This window comes from Mucilaginibacter ginsenosidivorans (assembly GCF_007971025.1).
Classification (GTDB): domain Bacteria; phylum Bacteroidota; class Bacteroidia; order Sphingobacteriales; family Sphingobacteriaceae; genus Mucilaginibacter; species Mucilaginibacter ginsenosidivorans.
On sequence record NZ_CP042436.1, the window covers coordinates 5,301,229 to 5,324,234 of the forward strand.

Sequence of the window (23,006 nt, forward strand, 5' to 3'; positions counted from 1 at the left end):
AGGAATTTATCCGTTACTTTATATCTGAAAGGATAAGTATGCGCGGTTACGGGTTTTCAAAGTTCACTCCAAAACAATTACCCAAAGGCGGGTTTGACGAATTATTAAAGCTGTTTCTTGAATTGCTCAATTATACTTCGGGCGATGCCGGCGAAGCTTTGGCCTGGATGAACGAACTGGACAAGCAGTACAATGTTACCAATGACGAATACGGCATGGGTAACTTCATTGACGACCTGAAGCAAAAAGGCTTCCTGGAAGAGGATAATAAAACCGGCGAGTTCAACATTACGGCCAAAACAGAGCAGAGCATCCGCCAGTCGGCGCTGGAAGAAATATTCGGCAAGCTGAAAAGATCGGGCAAGGGTAACCATCGGTCGCCGCATTCTGGGCAGGGTGACGAAAAAAATGCTGAACGACGAGAATACGAGTTCGGGGATGCGCTGGACCAGATAGATATGACACAGTCCATCCATAACGCCCAGGTTAACCATGGCATCAATGATTTCATGATGACCGAGCGCGACCTGGAAGTGGAGGAAATGGACTATAAAACGCTGACCTCGACAGTTCTGATGATCGACATTTCCCACTCGATGATACTTTACGGCGAAGACAGGATAACGCCGGCTAAAAAAGTGGCCATGGCGCTGGCTGAGCTTATCCGCACCAAATATCCAAAGGATACTTTAGATATCGTTGTTTTTGGTAACGATGCCTGGCCCATCGCTTTAAAGGATCTGCCCTACTTGCAGGTTGGCCCCTATCACACCAATACCTACGCCGGTTTGGAGCTGGCAACCGATCTGCTTCGCCGCCGCAAGACGCATAACAAGCAGATTTTTATGATAACCGACGGCAAACCCACCTGCCTGAAGGAAGGAACCAAATACTACAAAAACAGCATTGGTCTTGACCGTAAAGTGGTGAACAAAACGCTCAATATGGCTGCGCAGTGCAAGCGATTGAAGATACCGATCACTACATTTATGATAGCCAAGGACCCGTACCTGCAGCAGTTTGTGCGCAAGTTTACGGAGACTAATGGTGGCAAAGCTTTTTACAGCTCGCTGAATGGTCTGGGCGAATATATTTTTGAAGATTACATCCGCAACAGGCGACGTACCGTTCGTTAATGTGCAAGTATGCAGATTTGCGGATGTGCAAATGAATGACAATTGACTAATGACTAATGACAGATAAAACAACAATAAAAACCTTAGGCGAGTTAAAAAAATCGGGCTACAAAAGCCGGTCGGTGAAAGACGAATTGCGCCAGAATTTGATCGCGCAGTTGCAAAAGAAAGAAGGCGGGTTTGAAGGCATCATCGGTTTCGAGGATACCGTTATTCCCGACTTGCAAACAGCCATCCTGTCCAGGCACAATATTTTGCTGCTTGGCTTGCGTGGTCAGGCCAAAACCCGTATAGCGCGGTTGATGGTGAATTTGCTGGACGAGTATATACCTTATATAGAAGGATCTGAATTATTTGACGATCCCTTCAACCCAATTTCATGGTACGGGCATAACGAGATACAAACCAAAGGCGATACTACGCCGATAGCCTGGCTGCACCGTTCCGAACGCTATACCGAAAAACTGGCCACGCCTGATGTTACCGTCGCCGACCTGATCGGTGATGTGGACCCCATCAAAGCGGCAACCATGAAGCTGCATTATTCGGATGAACGCGTTATACACTTCGGGCTGATCCCACGCGCGCACCGCGGCATTTTCGTGATCAATGAGTTGCCCGACCTGCAGGCGCGCATACAGGTTGCCTTATTCAATATCCTGCAGGAAAAAGACATACAGATACGGGGTTTCAAACTTAGGCTTCCGCTCGATCTGCAATTCGTATTTACCGCCAACCCCGAAGATTACACCAATCGCGGCTCTATCGTTACTCCTTTGAAAGACCGTATCGAAAGCCAGATATTAACGCATTATCCGCGTTCGATAGAAGTTTCCCGCAAGATTACCCAACAGGAAGCCATACTTTCTGATGAACAGAAGTCTGCCGTTGAAGTTGACGGACTGGTAAAGGACCTCATAGAGCAGATATCATTTGAGGCGCGTAATTCGGAATATATCGACAAAAAATCCGGCGTATCCGCCCGGTTAACCATATCGGCGTACGAGAACCTGGTAAGCAATGCCGAACGGCGCATGATCATCAATGGCGAGTCGTCTACCTTCGTCCGTATCACTGACTTTCTGGGCGTAATACCGGCCATTACCGGCAAGATAGAACTGGTATACGAGGGCGAATTGGAAGGGCCGGCGAAGGTGGCCAACATGCTTATCGGCAAAGCGGTAAAAACGCTTTTGTTAAAATTCTTCCCCGATCCGGAAAAAGTGAAGAAATCAAAAACCCCGAATCCTTATGCCGAGATCATTAACTGGTTTGGCGACGCCAATACTGTCTTACTTGATGATAATTTGCCGTTTGAAGAATATAAAAAGAGCCTTAATTCGGTAAACGGACTCAGGGACCTGGTAAAAAAATTGCATTCGGGCCTTACAGCAAACCAGCAACTGCTGCTTATGGAGTTTGTGTTGCATGGCCTGGCAGAATTTTCGCAGCTTAACAAAGGTTTCCTGGATAATGGCTTTGCTTTTTCGGATATGTTCAATAGTCTTTTTAACTTAGAGCCGGATGAAGACGACCTGGATATTGATGATGACAGGTATTAAGTTACCGCCGGCTTAGCATGGAATCGCAATCTCTTACTGTATTTCTTATTTGCGTTGGCGTTATCGCTATTGACTTTTACCTTTTCCCCGGCATGCGGCTGGGTTTAAAAAAGTGGAAGTTCACGCAAAAAAAAGCGTTCGCCTGGATCTACTGGACGCTGTCGATCATTATCACCAGTGGTGTTTTTATCGGCATTTTCGTAAAAATGAGCCTTGGTATCCGGGCGGCTTTTTTACTGGCCTTTTTCCTGCTGTTTATATCGAAAGCGATGTTCCTGCCCTTTATCCTGGCTGACGATATCCGGAGGATCATTTTAAAGTTCAAAAGAAGAAAAAGCAAACAGACAGTATCGGAAACACCGCAACCCAACGCTATTCCCCGTTCTGAATTCCTGATGAAAGCGGGCCTTTTAGCCGGGTCGGTACCACTTGCCGGGATGGTTTATGGCACTATTTCGGGCGTGTACGATTACCGTGTGCATTACCAAAAATTATACCTGCCCAACTTGCCCAAAGCATTTGACGGTATCAAACTGGGGCAGATATCCGACATCCATTCGGGCAGTTTCTATAACAAAAAAGCGGTGGCTGGCGGGGTAGAAATGCTGATGCGGGAAAAGGCTGATTTTATCTTCTTCACCGGCGACCTGGTCAACAAGCGCTCGAAAGAAATGTACGAATACCAGGATATTTTCAGCAAGGTGAAGGCTCCGCTTGGTGTTTACTCCAGCCTGGGCAACCACGATTACGGCGACTATTGGGACTGGCCCGACGAAGCCGCAAAAATGGCAGATTTTAACAAACTGGTTGCAACCCATAAAAATATGGGATGGTACCTGCTGAGGAACGAGAACCGCCGGCTGAAGGTAAACGGTGAAGAAATTGGCATCCTCGGTGTCGAAAATTGGGGATCGATAGCGAGGTTCCCGCGACGTGGTAGAATGGAGCCTACAATCAAAAACACGGATGACCTGCCGGTAAAGCTTCTCCTGTCGCACGACCCATCCCATTGGCGGGCACAAATATTGCCGGAGTATAAGCAGATTGACGCGATGTTCTCGGGCCATACGCATGGGATGCAGTTTGGCGTGCGGGGCGAGAATTTTCAGTGGAGCCCTATCGAGTACATTTATCCGGAGTGGGCCGGGTTATACCGCGAAGACGACCAGCAACTTTACGTAAATGTGGGATATGGGTTTTTAGGTTACCCCGGCAGGCTTGGAATATTGCCCGAGATTACGATATTTGAATTAAAAGCTTCCGCCGACCCGTCATTGCAAAAAAAGGCTTAACAAACGGCAAAGCATTTTTCATTTACCAATGAAGAAACTTTTGCAGCCTGCATTCGACTTTTTGCTTTTCAGTAATATTTTTATGGGCTTGTGTGCCGTTGCGCAGGGCCTGCTTACTTTATACCTTATTGGAGCAAAACCAATTTACCCGGTAGCTGGTTTGCTGTTTACCTCCACACTCGGCATATACAATTTCTGCATCCTGGTGAGCAAGCCTGAACAGCCCGAAAAATCGCCGTATAAGCGGGTACGCTGGTTTTTTGCGCATTACAGGCTAATGGTTACCATCACCATCGTTTCCATCCTGTCACTGGTGCCATTGTTCTTTTTGGTTTCAGGTTCGTCGCGGATACTGCTCATTTTTTTGGGAATGATATCCTTTGCCTACGGGCTGCCGCTGTTTGCCATGGGCGATAAAAAATTTGGCCTGCGCAACATACCGGGCTTAAAGCTGTTCTTGATTACCCTGGTGTGGACCATGAGCTGCGTGCTGCTGCCGATACTGGAAGCACAGGACGGGCAGCAAATATCCATTTCGATGCGCGACACAACCATACTCATTGCAAAACGGTTCCTGTTCATCGCTGCTATCGCCATCCCGTTTGATATCCGCGACCTGTTCGAGGATAAACAACTGGGCCTGAAAACCATCGCCGTAGCCTGGGGCGAAAAAAACGCCTACCTTTTCTGCGAGGTGTTGCTTGCCGGATATGTGGTGTTGTTATTTTTATTCAAACACCGGGGACTCGACACCAATTTTATCGCCCTCACTTTAAGCATTGCACTTAGCGGCTGGCTCATCTTCAAATCCAAGTGGGAAAAGAACGAATATTATTATTTCTTTTTCCTGGACGGGGTGCTTATCCTGCAATATATTTTTGTCATTGCGTTCGACCGGGTTAGTATTTATTTGTAATGAACGAAGTATTTGTCGATAATGAAACTTTTGACAAGGCCGATCTGAAGGCCACTCCTTTAAAAAAAGGCGAATACGAAAGCTGCACTTTCAGGAATTGCGACCTTTCGGAAGCAGATCTTTCCGGCATTAAATTCCTGGAATGTGATTTCATCAATTGTAACCTCAGCCTGGCCAATCTGCACGACACGTCACTACAGGGCATCAAATTTAAGGACTGCAAAATGCTTGGCCTACGGTTCGAACTTTGCAATAAGTTTAACCTTTCGTTCAGCTTTGACAATTGCCAGCTTAACCATTCCTCGTTCTACCAGGTAAAGCTCAAAAAAACCCGTTTCAAAAACACCCAATTGCAGGAATGCGATCTTACGGAATGCGACCTGACCGCGGCCGTTCTGGATAATTGCGACTTCGCCAGGTCGACATTTGAAAATACAATCTTAGAACAGGCCGATCTGCGGACCGCATACAATTACGCTATCGATCCGGAGATTAACCGGGTAAGGAAAGCAAAGTTCTCCATTCACGGGCTGCCTGGGTTGTTGGGGAAGTACGATATCGAGATAGAATAGTTTAATGCAACTCAGATTCTATTGTCGAATAAATTATTGTATCAACATGCTTTCTGCCGGGCCTATCAAAATATTGCACAAGACGATGGCCTTTTTTATAAAATATTTGAGACGGAATTATTGATGTATCACACTTAAGAATACTGTCTCTTCTAAAATTATATAATTTTCTTATGTACATAAATTCGCTAAACATAATCCTATTGTGGTACTCAACATACTTCCCTTTTCCTCTCCATTCTTGTCCATCGTCGAAACCCTCAATCCTTTCAAATGTTCCTCTACCAAGCTGTTTTTTAAGCTTCGTCAAAATATAACAATTGGAACCATAAGGGAACAGCCCGATTTGACAATATTTGATTTGTTTTTGTCCAAAACAATAACTGGAACAAATACAGCAGAATAATATAATTTTAAATCGCTTCATATTTGGCAACTAAATTAAAAACAGCAACGCCCTATAAGGGCGAAAGGTCGGTAACAAAAACAACAAAATTAATTTGCCCGTAGGGGCAAATTAATTTTTTATGAAACCATTTGCTACCGACCTGTTGCTCCTGCGGAGCAGGGGATTGATTTTTACAAGCAGCATTAAATTCGTTTGCATAACGTCTCACTCCACCACCGGCAAACTGATACACGACGCTGCACCGGTTGTACGATAGATCATTTCTGTTGCTTTGATGTAATCGCTTTCCTTGGCCTCAAAAATATTCGGTACGTATTTCTGCGGGTTACGGTCGATGATGGGGAACCAGGTACTTTGTACCTGTACCATTATTTTGTGGCCCTTTTTGAACACGTGGTCGATACCGTGCAGATCGATGCTGATCAGTTCTGCTTTGCCGGGTATCATCGGTTCGGGTTTTGAAAAACTCTTACGGAACCGGGCTCTAAAAACGTCGGCTGCCACCATCAATTGATAGCCCGACATTTTCAATTCCTTTTTGTACTCCTGCGGGTAAACATCTATCAGCTTTACTACATAATCCGCATCGGTTCCCGATGTTGCCGCGTAAAGTTTAGCAAGCAGGTTACCTGTAACCGTCAGATCGCTGGTTAAGGTATCGGTCTCCCAGCTTAAAACATCAGGGCGGTTGTGCACAAAGCGCTGATCTTCTGTCAGCCAGAAATACCATTCCGAACCGGGTCCGTAGGTTTCCTGTATCGGGCGGGCGCGGTACGGTACTGGCTTTGCAGAGTCGGATACATAGCTGTCAAACTTGCCTTCCGTTGCACCCGGCTCATCGAACGAAAGCTTGCCGTTGGCGCGAAGATAAATGTTCTTCATAGCCGATTCTTTCGGCGGCCATTTGGTATAATTTTTCCATTGATTGGAGCCGGTCTGAAAAGTGATCGCCTCAGCGAAATTGCCGTCGCCTTTGCCTTTCAGGTACCAGGCGAACCATTTGGCCTGTATCTCTTTGCGGAAATAAGGACCAGTTTTCTGCCCGTCAAAAGTAACGTTACCCAGGCGACTCCCTTCGCCGCCGGCCCAGCCGCCATGGCGCCACGGACCTATCACAATAAAATTACGGTTATGCCTGTCGCTCTTTTCGAGAAATTTGTAGGCGTCCTGGGGCCCAACCATATCCTCCTGGTCCCACCAGCCGCCGACATGCTGAATGGCTATCCTCGGCGAATCCAGCCTGGACCGCAGCGCCTGCCGTTTCCAATAGTCGTCGTAATTCGGGTGCTCTACAAATGCGTTCCAGCTTGGCAGCTTACCGTGAACATATTTCTTATTAATGTTGGACAAGGGGCCCAGCTTTAAATACCAATCGTAGGTATCATAGTTATGAAATTGAAATAACGAATCGGTCTTGGATATTTCCTCCATAAATGCATATTCGAAAGCATAGCTCAGGCGAAACGCCCCGTTATGATGGAGGTCGTCGTTCATGAACATATCCGAAGGTGTGGCTTGTTCCGATACGGCTACCATAGCAGGGTGCGGATCGCTGGCGGCGATAATACTCGTCCAGCCGTCATAGGATATGCCCAATTCGCCCGCCTTCCCGTTGTTATTGGGCACATTTTTCAGCAGCCAGTCTATTGTATCATACGTGTCGGTGCTTTCATCTATGGCTTTGGGATCTTTTTTATCCCTGCTCATGCGCGACATTTCGTATTTTCCTTCAGAAAGATATCGTCCGCGGATGTCCTCATAAACAAAAATGTACCCATCATCCGCCATATCTTTAACATAGCCGTTTTTTTCGGGACTGCGGGCGCCGCTTACGCCGTAAGGCGTACGTTCCAACAGGAACGGCAGTTTATCCGTTTGATTTTTGGGGGCGAAAATGACCGCGTGCAACTTTACTCCGTCGCGCATCGGTATCATCACTTCCTTTCGGTCGTATTTATCCGTATCGGGTTTGGCCTGGCGGGCGTACACGGCAAAAGTACAAAGTAACAACAGGGTAGCAAAAAGGCTGTGGGTTACAAACGCTTTCATAGTAAATTGAGGTTGGCTGCATTAAATATAGGAACAATAGTTTAATTTACCTTTTATTCGGATATGGCCGCCAATTACAATAATTCAGCCTGGTTTTATGATAAACTTTCGAGGCTTATCTATGGAAATGCATTGGTCAAAGCGCAGGTGTACCTGCTGGACAGCATTCCCCCCGGCAGCAAAATATTGATAGCAGGGGGCGGAACAGGATGGATACTACAGGAGATTGTAAAGATTCATCCCGGCGGGTTATCAATTACTTATGTTGAAGTTGCTGCTAATATGATGGTGCTTTCAAGAAAGCGAAATATTGGCGGTAACCGCGTCGATTTTATAAACGACGCGGTGGAAAATGTGCCGCTTGCAAATGATCACGATGTGGTGCTCACCCCGTTCCTGTTTGATAATTTTACGGAAGAGAGCCTTCAAAAAATATTTGGCCATATCCGCCAAAGCCTGAAGCCGGGTGGGCTTTGGCTGAACGCCGATTTCCGGCTAACCGGTAAGTGGTGGCAGAAAATATTGCTGAGATCGATGATCGTCTTTTTCAGGCTGATTTGCGGTATAGAAGCTACAAAACTGCCGGGCATAGAACAATGCTTTGCCAAACACGGTTACGCGGCGATAAAACAAAAGTCTTTTTTTGGGGACTTTATTTTATCAACAGTCTATCAGAAATTATAAGACCTGCGAAGTCTTTGAACCTTTTCGTATAGGCTATCCTTCGTAAACAAACTTATACCCTATCCCCCTTACGGTTTGCAGGTATTGCGGCGAATCCGGGTTGTTCTCTATCTTTTTCCTTAGCCTCACAATGTGCATATCCAGCGTACGGGTATTCACATCGGCATTGTAACCCCAAACTTCCATCATCAGCTCTTCGCGGTTGATCACCTTGTTCCGGTTATTAAGAAAATAAAGCAAAATGCGGTTCTCCAGTATAGTTAGCTCAACTTTCCTGCTATCGCGTATCAGCAGGTGCATATTGGGGTGATGCTCCATATTGGCAAACTTGTACGCTTCAGATTTATCGCTGTTTAGCGAGAACTTGATCTTATTATCGATCATCGCTACCAGCACATCCATGTTGAAAGGCTTGGTGATATAATCCGACACGCCAAAGTTGTAGGCCTCAATTTTGTCCACGTCCTGCGCTTTGGCCGTCATCATGATAACCAGTTTATCGTAGCCTTTTTCGCGTATAGCGGTACACACATCGCTGCCCTGCTTACCGGGCAGCATCCAGTCGAGCAATACGATATGCGGCTGCCGGTCAAGTATCATTCCCTCTGCATCGTCGCCGTTATCAGCTTCAAATACTTTATACCCTTCGGCCTGTAAACGTTCGGACACCAGGAAGCGCAGGTTTTCATCGTCTTCTACAAGCGCTATTTTTATTTCTTTATCCATTGTTTTTGTTGTTAGTTATGCGGCCGTTTCATAAGGTAATGTAACTATGAACTCCGAGCCCTCGTGTATTTTAGAATTTACTGTTATTTCGCCTTCCATAAAGTTAACCAGTTCCTTGCAAAATGCCAGGCCCAGGCCCACGCTCCCGTTCTGGTTATATTGGTTTTGTATCCTGTAAAATTTTTTAAATATATGAGTAATCTCATCTTTTGCAATGCCTATGCCCCTGTCGGCAAACGAGAAAATGATATTCTTTTTGTCGGTGCGGATATTAATAGTAAGCTCCCGGCGTTTCGGGTTCGAATACTTATAGGCATTTTCCATCAGGTTCTGGAACACACTGCCTAATAACACCGGATCGGAATAAAAATTGCCCGGTACATGTACTTTATATTCTATTTTAAAGTCAGGGTATTTTATTTTGAATGTATCGATATACCCCTTCACAAATTCCTCTACATTAATTTCTTCTCTTTTTACATTGATAGCATTGTTCTCGAGCTGTGTAAGCGACAGCAATTTATTCATCAGGTCGTTCAGCTTATCGGCTTCCTCGTCCAGTATTTTGCCGTAATGTTTGCGCTGCCTTTCGCTTAGCTCGCTGTCACTCTTCAGGTTCGAGCCGGCTATCTTGATAACGCTTACCGGCGTTTTAAATTCATGTGTAAAATTATTGATAAAATCATACTGCAGCTTAAACAGCTTCATATTCACATCCAGGTTACGGTAAATGAGCCAGCCGATGATCACCAGGAAAATATAGATCAGCAATACCATTGCACCGGTAGGCATAAACCTGCGGTTCACCTCGGCATCCAGATATTCTCTCGGCGACCTGAAGAAAAGCTTATAGTCCGAGAATGCGCCAGGCAGTAATGATTCTGTCACGATATTTGTACTGTCGTTTTCTATCGGGTCGTAAACAACCGGCTTTATCGTAACATCCTTATACAACTCAGGGTGACTATTGTTGACAGAAAGCATCCGCTCGTCCAGGTCGAATGTTAGCATGTTTTGTTTGTAAACGGTACCCTGGTGGTTGGCAAGCTGCAATTCGCGGTATCGTTTTACTTCTTCGCGCCTCGGAATATTCAGGTAGCTTATTTTTTCCGGCTGTATCTCGTAAAACGTCTTGAACTTTTCATCCTGGGTAGGCTCGCGCGAGGTATCGGCCACGGCGATAAAATTATCCAGCCGGTTTGCCATCGTCTCAAAATCGCTGTAATCCTCGGGCCGTCCCTTGCGGGTGCTTAACATCTTGTCGTCTTTCGAAGAGTAATACTCATAAAGCGATTTCAGACCGATATCTAATCCTCCTCCGTTTTCCTGTTTATTCGCCTGGCTGGCTATCGTGACATCAAAAAAAACGATGCGCTTTACAAAGGGATACTTTTTAAAAACCGAGGCCGAATAACTTGCCGCCGAGGCGGAGTCAAGAAAACCCTGGTAAAAAGTGATCTCGGGTATAGTAAGCTGGAAAAAGTCGTTGTAGGGCTTAATAGTTTGCTCCTGCACGTCTATCTTTTTAGCCGCAAACTCATTCTCGACATAGCGCGATGTAAGGTTATAACTGATAAAAAGGGCAACAATAAAAGTTGCCGATATCAGTATCAGGAACGCAATGATCAATGAGAAGTTCTTCCGGTAAATACCTTTGTCTGCCTGCATCGCCACGGGTATTAAGGTTTCACCCGCATATTATTGTTCAGGAATTTTTCTATTTCGGTATACATTTCCATCCTGTTATGCTCGTTCCTGAAAAATTTACGCTCGTTTTGCTTTAGATAATAGGTTACAGGTACATTTTGTTTTTTTAGTTCGCGAACGAACTGGTTCAGCTCGCTGATATTGGCGCTCTCGTCCCTGGCCCCCTGGAATATGAGCAAAGGCGCTTTGATCTTATCGGTGTGAAATACCGGCGATATGGCCCTCAACTGCTCGGCGTCCGTTTCAGGGTTCCCTATCATCTCGTACATCATTTGCAGCCGGGGTTTGAAATAGGGCGGTACATCTTTAATATAAGTAAAGAAGTTGATAAGCCCGTATTGAACCACCGCACAATTGTATAATTCAGGGTGATAGGATATGCCATAGAGCGCTGAAAAACCTCCAAAGCCGCCCCCGAAAATAGCTATCTTTTTAGGGTTGGCTATTTTTTGGCTGATGAGCCATTTTACCCCATCGGTTATATCGTCCTGAATTTTGCCGCCGGCCTGTTTTAGTCCTGCGCTGTAAAAAGCCTTGCCATAACCTGTGGAGCCCCGGTAATTCACCTGGAAAACCGCATAGCCCCTGTTGGCTAAAAACTGCACCTCATCGTTATAGCCCCAGGTGTTACGGCTGCGCCACGGCCCGTCATGCGGCATTACGACTACCGGCAAGTTAGTTGACTTATCGCCAAGGGGCAGCGTTAAATACCCGTTGATCACCAACCCATCCCTTGCCCTGAACGAAACAGGTTTCATCTCGCACAATTCATCAGGTTTAATACTCGAATTGATATCCCCAAGCTTGGTCAGTTTCATCCCTCCGGTCTCATAAAGATAGTAAGTGCCCGGGTTACGGTCGGTGTACGTGTACACAATGAATTTATCTTCGGCGCTATCCCGGCCCACAACTATCATCTCGGTATTATGCAGGCGCCTTGCCAAAGTATCATAAATATGTTTTACATCCTCGTTCAAAAAATGCTCGGTCGGTCGCTCCTCCTGGCATATGGCCAGTTCAAGACGGTGCTTGTTCCGCGAATAGTCGACCCTGTCAATATCAGCCTTGTCGCAGGTAAGTATCACTTTTTTTTCCTTGCCCGTCTTGGCATCTATCTCTACCAGCGCCGTTTTATCCTGGTTTACGTTTGATAAAGCATAAAAATCGGTGCCGTCCCCTATAAATGCTATCGGGGCCACCCTGTTCTTAAAGTTATTTTTGATGATGGGTTTAAACGGCGAATTGTCATCGGGCCTGAAAAGTATGGTCTCGTCCACGCCATCGGTCGACTTTACCAGGCGTATTTTACCGTCGTCATCAGGGAACCATTCGGTAATGTTGCCGGGATTGACAAGGTAGGGTTTCAGATCACCCGTTTTGATGTTGAGCCTGTACACATCAAAATTAGCCGGGTCGCGTTTGTTCATCATTATGGTGACGATATCCGGCTCCTTTTTATTGCGGTTGTTCAAAATCCTTATCCTGCCCTTTTCAAGCGACAGCAGGTCGCGCGTTTGCGAGGTAGCAACATCAAGCGCAAACATGCGGTATTCATCCAATGCAATAACGTCCTGTATAAAAACGATCTGGTCGTTGTAGGTCCATGAATATTCTCTTACCGAATAATCGCTTAATGATGTGGCCATATGCTCATGCCCGTCGGCCAGTGAGCGTATCACTATGTTTTGTTTTCCCTTAAAAGGTTTCAGGTAGGAAATGTACTTCCCGTCGGGCGAAACCCGGAAAAAACTTTCCTCAGGCGTTTTAAAAAAATCACTGATAGGTATTTGCCTCACCTCGTGCTTTTTGCACGAAAAAAGGCAGCATATAATTGTTAAAAAAAATAATATTCTTAGTCTATTTAACATATCAGCAGTTAACTGTGACCTGTTCATGTAGGTTAAACTTAGACAAATTACCCAACCAATACAAACTGTCACTACAATTTTACCGCCTCCCGTCGTTATATATAAATGCCTGATGGGCCCGAAATAGTTTCAATTGATTATTTTTGAGAAGATGAAGCGATTGGTTGCGATAATTATCTTTACCCTTTTCACAAGTTCGGCCCTTTTTGCCCAGGTTGATGAATTGCAGCTGGCCAGGCAGTTTACCACCAATGGCGAACTGCAAAAGGCGCTTGACATTTACCAGAAATTATACAAACAGGATAACGAGGCTTATTTTACCTATTACATCAACGGCCTGCTGGGCCTGAAGAAATTTGATGAGGCCGAAAGCACGGCGAAAAAAATGCTTCGTAAGCACCCGGCTGATTTTAAATATTCCATCGCGCTCGGGCGTGTTTACACGCAAAAGGGCGACATTGACAAAGCGAATGCAGTTTACGACGACCTGATAAAAAATCTGCCTGCCGACGCCGGCGAAATAGCTAACCTCGCAACTCAATTTTACCAGGCCGAAAATACCGACTATGCAATTAAAATATTCTTGCAGGGGCGCAAGCTGCTGAACAACGATAAGCTTTATACTTTTGAGTTGATTGGCTTATACCGCTTTAAACGGGATAAAGCCGGGCTGATAGAGGAGTACTTAAATTTTTTACCCGAGAACCCGGCTTTTATAACACAGGCCGAAAACACGCTTTCCGCAATGTTTGAAGGCAGCGCCGATTACGACCTGTTAAGGTCGGCCGTGCTGAGGCGCATTCAGAAGGACCCGCAGCAAACCATCTATGTCGATCTGCTCACCTGGCAATATCTCCAGCAAAAGGATTACGACCAGGCGCTGAACCAGGCGCTGGCGATGAGCCGCAGACAAAACGACGACGGCAACAGTATTTTCGATCTGTGCCAGACGCTGGTTTCGGACCAGGCTTATGATACGGCCATTCGCGGGTACGAGTATGTTATCGGCAAGGGAAAGGACCAGCCATTGTACATACCCGCCAAGATCGAGCTCATCAATACCAAAAACCTGCTGGTAACTTCAGGCAAATATACACAGGCCGACCTGGTAGGGCTTGAAAAGGACTATACCGATCTTTTGACCGAATTCGGCAAAACAAGCAGCACTGTTTTTGCTATGCAGCGGCTGGCGAAGCTGCAGGCTTTCAAACTGCATAAACTTTCCGACGCTCAAAAACTACTGGAAGAAGCCATCGGTATACCGGACATCAAGGCCAATATGCTGGCTTCGTGCAAGCTCGATCTGGGCGATATTTACCTGCTTAACAATGAGCCCTGGGAGGCTACTTTGCTTTACCAGCAGGTAGAAACCGGTTACCCGAATACCAACATCTCGCAGGAGGCCAAATTCAGGGATGCCAAGCTGGCTTACTATACGGGGGATTTTGCCTGGGCCAAGGGACAACTGGATGTGCTTAAAGCGGCAACATCGCAACTGATAGCCAACGATGCACTCAACCTGTCGCTGCTGATATCAGACAACCTGCAGGCAGATACCAGCGGGAATGCGCTAAAAATGTACGCCCGTGCCGACCTGCATATTTTTGCGGAGCAACCTGAGAAAGCTATCATGACGCTCGACAGCATAGGCATAAAATACCCGGACAACGCGCTGAATGATGATATCTTGATGGCCAAGGCGCGTATCCTGATACAGCAGAAGAATTTTACCGATGCCATAGCGCCGCTAAAGAAAATTGTGGAGGATCACCCCTTCAACCTTTGGGCCGACGACGCCGTTTTTATGCTTGGCGACCTGTACGAGAATAAGCTGAATAATAAGGAACAGGCCAAAATTTATTACCAGAAGATCATTACAGATTACGCCGGCAGCCTTTGGATAAACGAGGCGCGTAAGCGTTTCCGGATACTGCGGGGTGATAAGCCCGTCGGGGATTCATAAATAATTATCGAATTACTGATTTAATGAATTATTGAATCAGGTATTGTACTTTTGGCAGATGTTAGTCTACAACGAAACTTTTATTATTGATGATGCCCTTGAGCAGGAATGGCTGCAATGGATAAAAACCAATCACATCCCGGCTGTGCTTGGTACCGGTGCATTCGACAGCTACAAGCTGCTTTTCATTATGGATTCGCCTAACGAAGGCGTAACCTACTGCCTGCAGTTCCATACCGATACGGTGGAGCGTTACAGCGATTTCCATTATAAGCACATGGACGCTATTCATGCTGTGCATAACACCCAGTTCGAGGAAAGATTTGCTTTATTCCATACTTTGATGGAAGAGGTGGAAATTTAGTCCGCAGGACGAAATTGCAGATTAAAAGCGCAGTTCTTTCGGCATTCTGCCATATAGCAAATATTTCGACCACTTTTCGTTGCCGTTTTTTAGCGCCGCTTCAGAGGCAGCGTTCCAGTCGTATGCACAAAGCACGTGTTCAATACTGATATTATCGCCGTCGGTATGCACTATGGCGTACTTGGCATGCGGCGTCATGGATTCCATGGCGAAACGGTGTTCCCCGTTGCCAAGATAGGCCGGCAAACCAACACTGCCGGGATTCAGTATGATCTTATCGTTGGACAGATACACCACCCTATTCACATGCGAGTGCCCGCAAAGGATAATTCGCTCTTTGATATGGGCCAGTTTGCCGATCAGTTCTTCGTCGTTATAAACAAATATGCCATTCGCGGTTACTTTTTCCAGCAGGTATTCATCGTCGCTGCCGGGGGTGCCGTGGCAAACGAAAAACAGTCCGTCGCAGGATTCCGTTTTGGGTAAGGTCCGCAGCCAGGCAATGCTTTTATCGGAAAGCTCAGCCTTTACCCGGCTCATGCCCTCTTTATCAAAATCACCATCAATGCTTTCCAGTATCTCACGGTCGGTGTTCCCGCTGATGCAGAGCATTTTACTTGCCCTTAGCATATCCGCAACCGTCTCCGGTTCCAGCGCACCAAAAAAATGATCGCCGAGGTTAATAATACGGTCTATCTTTCTTGCACCTATATCATCCAACACCGCTTTTAGCGCCAGCGAATTACCATGTATATCAGAAATGATGGCGTATGATCTCATTCCGTTTTTTCAAACATTAACAAAAAAGGAAGCCCCTTGTTCAGGGGCCTTTATGTTATTGCTTTATCAGGTTGTATATCTCGTCCAGCTTCGGCGTCAATACAATTTCAATGCGCCTGTTTTTGGCCAAGGCATCAGGCGTTGTGCCTGGATCAACCGGTTGATACTGGCTTTTGCCCGTAGCGGTAAGCCTGTGCGGGTCAACGCCCTGGCTCTCCGTCAGGAAGCGGGTTACCGAGGTGGCGCGCAATACGCTCAGGTCCCAGTTGTCTTTTATCTGGCCAAGGTTATTCACCTTTTTGATATCGGTATGGCCCTCAACTGCAATATTGATATCCGGTTCCTTGTTCAATACGGCAGCCAGCTGCACCAGGGCATCCTTGCCATGCTGGTCGATAACGATACTTCCCGAAGGGAACAACAACTTATCCGCAAGCGAAACATAAACCTTGCCATCGCGAATGTCAACCGTCAGTCCGCTGTTCTGGAATCCAAGGAGTGCCTTCTGCAGTTTATCACGCAACGCAGCAGAAGCGGCATCACGTTTTTTCAGTGCATCTTCCACTTCTTTCAGGCGCGCTTCCCGTTTTTGCAGATCGCTGGAAAGTTCGCTCACCTTCGAAGATGTATTGCTGTAATTATCGTTCAGCTTATTGTAATTTGTGTTGAGTGTATTGTAGCTGTTCTGCAGGTCGGCCAGCTGGCGGTGCAGGTGCGTCGTGTCGGCCTGCAGGGCCGATACTTGCGCCTCGAGACTGGTAGTACGTGTGCTCAGCGAATCGCGCTCGGCCAATAAGTTTTTGTACTTTTTTGGCGACAGGACAACGCAGGAATGCAGGGTACAACAGAATATCCCGGCAAGTAAGTAATATTTAATTTTCATGGTTTAAGGGTTATGGTGGGGTTAAGAGACTGCATTTTTCAGGAAGACGTTTAACGGGTACAATTTACTGCAAATAGTTGCTATCTTCTGCACAATTCCTTCCGTCATCATTTCTTTATCGGTAAAACTGTGTTCGGCCACGAAGGATTTCAGCTTAAGCAAACCGATATTCTCGTTATCTGCGCTGTACCCTTGAGGAACAGTTTTTAACTGCTCTTGTTTTCTGAACTCGCCGAATAGTTGCTTAAATTCCGGTTCATCTACTACCGCTTTAAGCGCATCGGCATTGTAATCTATCTCCTGCCTTATCTTTTTCAGCTGGTCGTTCTCGGGCATCCAGCTGCCGCCTGCTATAAACGAAGCACCGGGCTGTACATGCATATAATAACCTATGTGCATTACATTTTTGCCCGAAGTAAGTTTACCTATCCCGAAATTGTTTTTGTAAGGCGTTTTATCGGGACTAAAGCGTATGTCGCGGTAAATGCGGAGAACGGCCTTTTTGGGATCGAGTGATGCATCCAGGTTCGGATCTACCTTGCTTAGTTCTTTGATCAGTTCGCCTGCAAATTCAATCACATTTTCTTTGGCCCTATCATGCTCATCCTTATGGGCCATAAACCACTCGCGGTTATTATTGTCAGCAATATCTTTCAGGAAAGTAAATGTTTCCGGGTATATCCTCATATCAAAAAAGGTAGTTACAGATGCAGCAAATGCAGGGGTGAATATCCGAAACTTATTCGCGAAAGCAAAACAAAATCCCGTTCGGCGCAACTATTTTATAGAGAAATTACAATAGCTTTTTTGCTCAGTTAAGATTGAGCTTTTCGTGCGGAATATTAAGGTCGACGTTTTTACGGCGGTATTTTTTGTACCAGATAAAGCCAATGGCCGCAGCGGCAACGTAGGGCGCAGCAAGCAGGTAAATGATGCCGTTATTGAGACCTTTAGTGGTAAGCGCACCGCTTTTATTGTTCGATTCGACAGCGGTGGTACACATGGCGCACTGTGCGTTCACTTCAGCCGCGCCGAAGATCATCAGGCTAACAACAACAACAACCAGTAATCTTTTCATCATTGCAAAAATAGGCTATTAGTTTCGAATATCGAAGCCTCAATTCAGAATTTGACAATTCGGGTTTTCAGAAATGATAGTAAGGCGATATCATCAGGTAAACTATCACCCCCGTTACTGTTACATACAGCCATATCGGGAACGCCCACCTTACTATCTTTTTATGTTTTTCCACCTGCATTTGCAGTCCCCGGTAAAAGCTTAACAGGATAAGGGGGAGTACCACAGCCGCCAGTATTATATGCGGCACTAATATACAGAAGTATAATGTCCGCATACCGCCGGCGGCGGCCAGTTCAGCCGGTGATACCATGCCATCGCCGTTCACGTCGCCGTAACGGGTTTCCGGTGTCAGGTAATGGAATAATATATACGATACCAGGAAAAGCGACGATAGGATGAATGCCACAATATTGATGCGCTTATGTATGGCTATCTTTTTCTGCTTTATAAAATATAACGAAAACAGCAGCAATACCGTGCAGGTGCCATTTAGTATGGCGTTCAACCTGGGTAAAAATACGGCAAAGGATGGCACCACGGCCGGCCTTGGCAATATTTTGAGGCTTAATAAAAATACCACCAAAAACACGAATACGGACACCGCGGCTACAAAACGGAATATAAATTTATCGGTCATATCAGTACAAAGGTTTTTCTTTACTGCGATACTCTTCCAGCATCAGCACTTTTATTTCATCGTTCAGGCGGGTTACATCTTTTATCGATATATCATAATATCCCCTGATCCGTTTATGCGAATCTACAAGCACCAGCTTATCCGGGTAAATGAAATCGCCTTTACCCTCGTCTACCACGTTCATCAGGAAGCCTTTGCGGATAAGCGGATAGATGGTTGCCGTATCGCCTGTAAGGAACGACCACTTAGGGCCGGGATGTTCGAACTGCCTGCTGTAGCCGTCAAGCACCTTTACTGAGTCGCGCTGCGGATCGACGCTTAGCGATACAAAGTAAGCCAGCTCGCTTTTTACATAATTGCGGTTCAGGCTGTCGATGTAGCCGTTGATGGTATTGCAAAGCGTGGGGCAATGGGTATAGAAAAACCCGGCCACAAATATTTTATTATCGAATGTTTTGGGGGTTACCGTTCTCCCATGCTGATCGTACAATCTAAAATCGCCGAGGGTATGAAAAATGGTGTCCGGTATTTCCTTTCCCTTTACTTTATGAAACGTACCAGCCAGGGGTTTGGGACCAAATATCGGCAGGGGGTGGTAGCGGTTCTCGCCTTTTACGGTAAGTAAATAATATAAAAATCCCGGCAGTATCAATATAACTACCAGGATCAATATCTTTTTTATTAAGCTTGTTTTGTTCATTACATCCTCAAATCGACCCAGTGGTGGCTCTCGTTAGTAAGCACAAGGATCAATCCGATTATAAACAGGACAGGTACTATGATAGCGAATATCAGGCCCAGCTTTTCAAATTTAAGGTGCATGAAATAGCCTACGATATAAAATGCCTTAGCCAGCGTTAAAACGATATAAATAGGATTAGCGGTATGGTAGGTGATGACATCGTGAGGTACCAGGTAAAGCGCAATAAAAAACTCCACTGCGGTAATTCCCAACAACACAAAAAAGACATTCCAGATTCTTTTCTTGGTCATGGTGTCGCCATGCTCTTCGGCATGTTCGGTATGAATAGGTTCTGATGACATGATCTGAATTTTTAAACGAGGTAAAAGAAGGTAAACACGAATACCCAAACAAGGTCTACAAAGTGCCAGTAAAGGCCGATCTTTTCAACCATCAAATAGCTGCCGCGTTTTTCGTAAGTACCTTTAAGTACGTTAATAGTAATAATGATATTGATAACCACCCCGCTGAATACGTGGAAACCGTGGAAACCAGTTATCGTAAAGAATAAGTTAGCAAACTGGTGGCCATAGGTTGTCATGGTCACATCCGAGGCTTTATCGTGGAAAAGCGTTTTTAGCTCCTCCAGATTGGGAATATGCCCCCACCAGAAGCCTTCGTTATGCAAGTGTGTCCATTCCAGCGCCTGGCAACCCAGGAACATTAACCCGCCGATGATGGTGCCTATCATCCACCAAACCACTTCCTTCTTTGCCCCGCGGTGACCGGCTTCAACAGCCAATACCATAGTAACCGAGCTCATGATGAGGATGAAGGTCATTAAACCAACAAACACAAGCGGCGCACCGTGTTCGATCATACCGGGTACCGACTGGAACACCAGGTCTGGTGCGGGCCATGCAGCCGAACTAAAGCGCAAAGCGCCGTAAGAAATTAACAAAGACGAGAAGGTAAACGCGTCCGAAAGAAGAAAAAACCACATCATCATTTTTCCGTACTCGACAGAAAAAGGCGATCTGCCCCCCGCCCAGGGTGTTGTTTTAACTTCGTCGATTTGTGATACTGTTGTACTCATTTGTACTTGTGTGTTGGTATTATTAATTCTGGTTCAAAAGTAAAAAAACATATAAATAAATCCATATAATATCGATAAAATGCCAAAATATTGAGGCCAGATCCATACGGAATAAATTTATCGATTGTGGCTTGTTGCCGCTCGAGCCTAAAATTGCAGCTACCAGGAAGCCCAGGCCCGCTATGATGTGCACCAGGTGCGTGCCGGTTAATACATAAATGAACGATCGCGTTGCGTTAGGGTTCACAAAATATATCCCCATTTTATAGGTTAGTATGTACCAGCCATATACCTGGAGGATAAAGAAAGTGATGCCCAGGGCCATGGTCATCCAGATAAAAAGGCGTTGCCTGGCCGGCTGTGAATGCTTTGCCGCGCGCGATGCCAGTATCAGCGTAATGCTGCTTGTGGCAATTACAATGGTGCTGTATATAAATACATGCGGCATTTGTACGTTTAAAGCATGCCCGTTCCCACCGGCATAAACAATGAAGCCGCTGGTAAGCGCGGCGAATATCATGAACGAAGCAAACACGAACAGCCACAGTACAAACTTTTTTGCACCCAGGTTCTGCCTGTCGTTTTCCTTTGTTAGCTGAGCCATCATCCTATTTTCCTAAAAAATCAAACAAAAACATTAACTGTACCACCGGCAGGTAAAAAAACGATGCGAACATCACCCTTCGTGCCGATAGAATATCCCGCTTTATTAAAAGCAGGGTTGCCAGGTACAAAAATACTAAACCGCATACTAATGACACGCCCCCAACCCAATAACCTCCATAATGATAGAAAGTTGGCAACAAACTTACCGGCACCAATACCAGGGTAGATATAAAGGTAAAAACGGCACTCCCCACGTCGCGTTTGCCTGTGGGCAGCAGGCGAAAGCCCGCCAGTTTATAATCATCGTCCAACACCCAGGCAATGGCCCAAAAATGCGGGAACTGCCATACAAACTGTATCCCGAAAACTATAAGGGCTATCTCGTCGATAGTACCATAACCTGCAACATAACCGATTAGCGGCGGCAAAGCGCCCGGTATGGCCCCTACAAACACCGCTATAGGCGAAATACGTTTTAACGGCGTATAAGCAAAGGCATAAAATAAAATAGAGAACACCGACAATATGCCCGTGGGCAAATTAAGGTAGCCTAAAAGATAAGTACCTGCCAAAGCCATTCCCAGCCCCAATATCAGCGCCTGCCCGGTGGTCATATGCCCGGCAGGGATAGGACGGTCTTTGGTACGCTTCATTAATTTGTCCAGGTCCTTTTCAATGATCTCGTTAAAGCAATTAGCCGCACCTGTAACCAGGAACCCGCCTACTACCAGCATGGCCCAGTGTTTCCAGTTGATAACATGACCGGTAGCTGCATTGGCCTTACTGCCGATAAGGAAGGTGACCGATGCCGAAAATACGACCAAAAATGTCAGCCTGAATTTGATCAGTTTTGAAAAATCCTTCCACTTCATACACTTGCCCCCGACATTCTTGCCGACCTGTACAGGTTCAGCATTAAATAAAATTGCGCGCCAAACATCAGGCTTGCTAAAAGTATATGCGCCGCCTGGGCAAACGGCGGCAATGACAGATAAGAAAGGATAATACCCGTTACTATCTGCAACATAATGATGAGAAAGGTGAAACTCATCAGTTGCTGTTGTACCGAATGCCTGCTGAAGTGCCTGCGGATGAGCGCATACAACATCAGGTTGGCAAATAAGACCAGAATAGCAAGATCCCTGTGCTGAACGAATATCTGCCCCACACTATTTAACCAGCCATTGCGATAAGCGCTTAAACGGGCCGAAACAGCGTCCACTCTTTCGCGCACTTCGCTGCCCATGGTAATTTGTATCACGCTTATGGCCAGGCAGGCCCAGGTAACCAAATGTATCAAAGGTATTGTTTTGATCCTCGTTTTACCATGTACCCTGGCGGCATGGTAGGTATAAATGGCAATGGCAAGTATAGCCAGCGCCAGCAGCATGTGAACAGTAACCACCCAGGGCACCAGGTTTGTCGACACGACAATGGACCCGAGCCATCCCTGGAAACCAACCAACACCAGGTTGAACACACTCAGGATAACGATAAGTTTACTTTTACCCCAATAGCTGAACGAGAATATGGCTGTTGCAAACAATCCGAGACCGGTTATTACGCCTACCAGCCTGTTTGCGTATTCCGTCCAGGTTTTGGCGGCGTTAAAATCTTCGGGTACCAATATGGATTTATCCTGCCTCAATCTTGTAGCCAGGTCGCCAAAGCCAAGCACATCAAGCGTTTTTGCAAAATGCTCATTCTTTTTTACCCTTTGAGCCACATATTTTTGTTTGTAATCTTTGGGTAATTGGGAAATATCGGTAGGCGGCACGATACATCCAAAACATTTGGGCCAGTCGGGACAACCCATCCCCGACCCTGTACCACGCACAACGGCACCCGCCAGTATTACCATAAACAGAAGTATAATGGTAATACGATTGGTTTTTTGAAACCTGTTTTCCGGTGCTGTTTTGTTCATTTAAACGCCTAAAAAATTAGGGTACCTGTTTTAAGTCCTGAGTTCTGAGTCTTGAGCCTTAAGTCA

23 protein-coding genes are annotated in these 23,006 nt (G+C 45.9%); 8 read left to right on the forward strand and 15 right to left on the reverse strand.

Features of this window, described 5'->3' with window-relative positions; genetic code table 11:
• Positions 1-38: 38 nt before the first annotated feature.
• The 5 genes from FRZ54_RS24045 to FRZ54_RS24065 are packed head-to-tail and all read left to right on the forward strand — an operon-like array spanning position 39 to position 5,478.
• Complete coding sequence (locus FRZ54_RS24045) at positions 39-1,136, forward strand: vWA domain-containing protein (protein ID WP_147034336.1); 1,098 nt, start codon at positions 39-41, stop codon at positions 1,134-1,136.
• 56 nt (positions 1,137-1,192) lie between these two features.
• Positions 1,193-2,698, forward strand: a complete 1,506-nt coding sequence (locus tag FRZ54_RS24050) for a sigma 54-interacting transcriptional regulator (RefSeq protein WP_147034337.1) — start codon at positions 1,193-1,195, stop codon at positions 2,696-2,698.
• A 17-nt stretch (positions 2,699-2,715) separates the two neighbouring features.
• Entirely contained in the window at positions 2,716-3,990 is a 1,275-nt protein-coding gene (locus tag FRZ54_RS24055) for a metallophosphoesterase (protein WP_147034338.1), read from the forward strand.
• A gap of 28 nt (positions 3,991-4,018) precedes the next feature.
• Positions 4,019-4,906 carry a UbiA prenyltransferase family protein gene (locus FRZ54_RS24060; RefSeq protein WP_187359709.1) on the forward strand — a complete coding sequence of 296 codons (888 nt, stop codon included), beginning with the start codon at positions 4,019-4,021 and terminating at the stop codon, positions 4,904-4,906.
• On the forward strand, positions 4,906-5,478 hold the full coding sequence (locus FRZ54_RS24065; RefSeq protein ID WP_147034339.1) for a pentapeptide repeat-containing protein: 573 nt from the start codon (positions 4,906-4,908) through the stop codon (positions 5,476-5,478). The genes FRZ54_RS24060 and FRZ54_RS24065 overlap by 1 nt, the downstream gene beginning before the upstream one ends.
• Before the next feature lie 613 nt (positions 5,479-6,091).
• Here the strand turns inward: FRZ54_RS24065 and FRZ54_RS24070 are convergent.
• Positions 6,092-7,936, reverse strand: coding sequence for a CocE/NonD family hydrolase (locus FRZ54_RS24070; protein WP_147034340.1), 1,845 nt, complete (start codon positions 7,934-7,936; stop codon positions 6,092-6,094).
• A gap of 63 nt (positions 7,937-7,999) precedes the next feature.
• Between FRZ54_RS24070 and FRZ54_RS24075 the strand changes: the two genes are divergently transcribed.
• A complete protein-coding gene (locus FRZ54_RS24075) occupies positions 8,000-8,620 on the forward strand; it encodes a class I SAM-dependent methyltransferase (protein ID WP_147034341.1) in 621 nt (206 codons plus the stop codon).
• Positions 8,621-8,653: 33 nt separating this feature from the next.
• On the opposite strand, the gene FRZ54_RS24080 is transcribed toward FRZ54_RS24075, so the two are convergent.
• From FRZ54_RS24080 to FRZ54_RS24090, 3 genes are read right to left on the reverse strand one after another with little or no spacing between them, the layout of a single operon-like run.
• Positions 8,654-9,346 (reverse strand): response regulator transcription factor, encoded by a 693-nt coding sequence (locus tag FRZ54_RS24080; RefSeq protein ID WP_147034342.1) that lies wholly within the window; start codon positions 9,344-9,346, stop codon positions 8,654-8,656.
• A gap of 15 nt (positions 9,347-9,361) precedes the next feature.
• Complete coding sequence (locus FRZ54_RS24085; RefSeq protein WP_147034343.1) at positions 9,362-11,014, reverse strand: sensor histidine kinase; 1,653 nt, start codon at positions 11,012-11,014, stop codon at positions 9,362-9,364.
• Between the two features lie 11 nt (positions 11,015-11,025).
• Positions 11,026-12,849: an alpha/beta hydrolase family protein gene (locus FRZ54_RS24090; RefSeq protein ID WP_187359710.1), complete on the reverse strand. Its 1,824-nt coding sequence runs from the start codon at positions 12,847-12,849 to the stop codon at positions 11,026-11,028.
• Positions 12,850-13,072: 223 nt separating this feature from the next.
• Between FRZ54_RS24090 and FRZ54_RS24095 the strand changes: the two genes are divergently transcribed.
• Positions 13,073-14,884: a tetratricopeptide repeat protein gene (locus FRZ54_RS24095; RefSeq protein ID WP_147034345.1), complete on the forward strand. Its 1,812-nt coding sequence runs from the start codon at positions 13,073-13,075 to the stop codon at positions 14,882-14,884.
• Positions 14,885-14,942: 58 nt separating this feature from the next.
• Positions 14,943-15,248, forward strand: coding sequence for a DUF4286 family protein (locus FRZ54_RS24100; protein ID WP_147034346.1), 306 nt, complete (start codon positions 14,943-14,945; stop codon positions 15,246-15,248).
• A 21-nt stretch (positions 15,249-15,269) separates the two neighbouring features.
• Here the strand turns inward: FRZ54_RS24100 and FRZ54_RS24105 are convergent, their stop codons facing one another.
• From FRZ54_RS24105 to FRZ54_RS24155, 11 genes are all read right to left on the reverse strand, one after another.
• On the reverse strand, positions 15,270-16,028 hold the full coding sequence (locus FRZ54_RS24105; protein ID WP_147034347.1) for a metallophosphoesterase family protein: 759 nt from the start codon (positions 16,026-16,028) through the stop codon (positions 15,270-15,272).
• A 55-nt stretch (positions 16,029-16,083) separates the two neighbouring features.
• The gene (locus FRZ54_RS24110; RefSeq protein ID WP_147034348.1) at positions 16,084-16,911 is read right to left on the reverse strand and encodes an OmpA/MotB family protein; all 828 of its coding nucleotides are present in this window, start codon (positions 16,909-16,911) and stop codon (positions 16,084-16,086) included.
• Positions 16,912-16,932: 21 nt separating this feature from the next.
• Complete coding sequence (locus tag FRZ54_RS24115) at positions 16,933-17,598, reverse strand: DUF2461 domain-containing protein (RefSeq protein ID WP_147034349.1); 666 nt, start codon at positions 17,596-17,598, stop codon at positions 16,933-16,935.
• Positions 17,599-17,722: 124 nt separating this feature from the next.
• The gene (locus tag FRZ54_RS24120) at positions 17,723-17,992 is read right to left on the reverse strand and encodes a hypothetical protein (protein ID WP_147034350.1); all 270 of its coding nucleotides are present in this window, start codon (positions 17,990-17,992) and stop codon (positions 17,723-17,725) included.
• A 64-nt stretch (positions 17,993-18,056) separates the two neighbouring features.
• Entirely contained in the window at positions 18,057-18,629 is a 573-nt protein-coding gene (locus FRZ54_RS24125) for a DUF420 domain-containing protein (RefSeq protein WP_147034351.1), read from the reverse strand.
• Position 18,630: 1 nt separating this feature from the next.
• On the reverse strand, positions 18,631-19,329 hold the full coding sequence (locus tag FRZ54_RS24130) for an SCO family protein (protein WP_147034352.1): 699 nt from the start codon (positions 19,327-19,329) through the stop codon (positions 18,631-18,633).
• Positions 19,329-19,673 (reverse strand): cytochrome C oxidase subunit IV family protein, encoded by a 345-nt coding sequence (locus tag FRZ54_RS24135; protein ID WP_147034353.1) that lies wholly within the window; start codon positions 19,671-19,673, stop codon positions 19,329-19,331. The genes FRZ54_RS24130 and FRZ54_RS24135 overlap by 1 nt, the downstream gene beginning before the upstream one ends.
• A gap of 11 nt (positions 19,674-19,684) precedes the next feature.
• Positions 19,685-20,407, reverse strand: a complete 723-nt coding sequence (locus tag FRZ54_RS24140; RefSeq protein ID WP_147034354.1) for a cytochrome c oxidase subunit 3 — start codon at positions 20,405-20,407, stop codon at positions 19,685-19,687.
• A 22-nt stretch (positions 20,408-20,429) separates the two neighbouring features.
• Positions 20,430-21,014, reverse strand: a complete 585-nt coding sequence (locus FRZ54_RS24145; RefSeq protein ID WP_317131599.1) for a cytochrome c oxidase subunit 3 — start codon at positions 21,012-21,014, stop codon at positions 20,430-20,432.
• A 1-nt stretch (position 21,015) separates the two neighbouring features.
• Positions 21,016-21,885, reverse strand: a complete 870-nt coding sequence (gene cyoE, locus FRZ54_RS24150; protein ID WP_147034355.1) for a heme o synthase — start codon at positions 21,883-21,885, stop codon at positions 21,016-21,018.
• Positions 21,882-22,940 (reverse strand): COX15/CtaA family protein, encoded by a 1,059-nt coding sequence (locus FRZ54_RS24155; protein ID WP_147034356.1) that lies wholly within the window; start codon positions 22,938-22,940, stop codon positions 21,882-21,884. The genes cyoE and FRZ54_RS24155 overlap by 4 nt, the downstream gene beginning before the upstream one ends.
• Positions 22,941-23,006 lie beyond the last annotated feature (66 nt).

Bases quoted from the DNA above. Each gene is read 5' to 3' on its own strand.
- FRZ54_RS24045 (WP_147034336.1), top strand. From the start codon at position 39: ATGCGCGGTTACGGGTTTTCAAAGTTCACTCCAAAACAATTACCCAAA.
- FRZ54_RS24050 (WP_147034337.1), top strand. From the start codon at position 1,193: ATGACAGATAAAACAACAATAAAAACCTTAGGCGAGTTAAAAAAATCG.
- FRZ54_RS24055 (WP_147034338.1), top strand. From the start codon at position 2,716: ATGGAATCGCAATCTCTTACTGTATTTCTTATTTGCGTTGGCGTTATC.
- FRZ54_RS24060 (WP_187359709.1), top strand. From the start codon at position 4,019: ATGAAGAAACTTTTGCAGCCTGCATTCGACTTTTTGCTTTTCAGTAAT.
- FRZ54_RS24065 (WP_147034339.1), top strand. From the start codon at position 4,906: ATGAACGAAGTATTTGTCGATAATGAAACTTTTGACAAGGCCGATCTG.
- FRZ54_RS24070 (WP_147034340.1), bottom strand. From the start codon at position 7,936: ATGAAAGCGTTTGTAACCCACAGCCTTTTTGCTACCCTGTTGTTACTT.
- FRZ54_RS24075 (WP_147034341.1), top strand. From the start codon at position 8,000: ATGGCCGCCAATTACAATAATTCAGCCTGGTTTTATGATAAACTTTCG.
- FRZ54_RS24080 (WP_147034342.1), bottom strand. From the start codon at position 9,346: ATGGATAAAGAAATAAAAATAGCGCTTGTAGAAGACGATGAAAACCTG.
- FRZ54_RS24085 (WP_147034343.1), bottom strand. From the start codon at position 11,014: ATGCAGGCAGACAAAGGTATTTACCGGAAGAACTTCTCATTGATCATT.
- FRZ54_RS24095 (WP_147034345.1), top strand. From the start codon at position 13,073: ATGAAGCGATTGGTTGCGATAATTATCTTTACCCTTTTCACAAGTTCG.
- FRZ54_RS24100 (WP_147034346.1), top strand. From the start codon at position 14,943: ATGTTAGTCTACAACGAAACTTTTATTATTGATGATGCCCTTGAGCAG.
- FRZ54_RS24105 (WP_147034347.1), bottom strand. From the start codon at position 16,028: ATGAGATCATACGCCATCATTTCTGATATACATGGTAATTCGCTGGCG.
- FRZ54_RS24110 (WP_147034348.1), bottom strand. From the start codon at position 16,911: ATGAAAATTAAATATTACTTACTTGCCGGGATATTCTGTTGTACCCTG.
- FRZ54_RS24115 (WP_147034349.1), bottom strand. From the start codon at position 17,598: ATGAGGATATACCCGGAAACATTTACTTTCCTGAAAGATATTGCTGAC.
- FRZ54_RS24120 (WP_147034350.1), bottom strand. From the start codon at position 17,992: ATGATGAAAAGATTACTGGTTGTTGTTGTTGTTAGCCTGATGATCTTC.
- FRZ54_RS24125 (WP_147034351.1), bottom strand. From the start codon at position 18,629: ATGACCGATAAATTTATATTCCGTTTTGTAGCCGCGGTGTCCGTATTC.
- FRZ54_RS24130 (WP_147034352.1), bottom strand. From the start codon at position 19,329: ATGAACAAAACAAGCTTAATAAAAAAGATATTGATCCTGGTAGTTATA.
- FRZ54_RS24135 (WP_147034353.1), bottom strand. From the start codon at position 19,673: ATGTCATCAGAACCTATTCATACCGAACATGCCGAAGAGCATGGCGAC.
- FRZ54_RS24140 (WP_147034354.1), bottom strand. From the start codon at position 20,407: ATGAGTACAACAGTATCACAAATCGACGAAGTTAAAACAACACCCTGG.
- FRZ54_RS24145 (WP_317131599.1), bottom strand. From the start codon at position 21,014: ATGATGGCTCAGCTAACAAAGGAAAACGACAGGCAGAACCTGGGTGCA.
- cyoE (WP_147034355.1), bottom strand. From the start codon at position 21,885: ATGAAGTGGAAGGATTTTTCAAAACTGATCAAATTCAGGCTGACATTT.
- FRZ54_RS24155 (WP_147034356.1), bottom strand. From the start codon at position 22,940: ATGAACAAAACAGCACCGGAAAACAGGTTTCAAAAAACCAATCGTATT.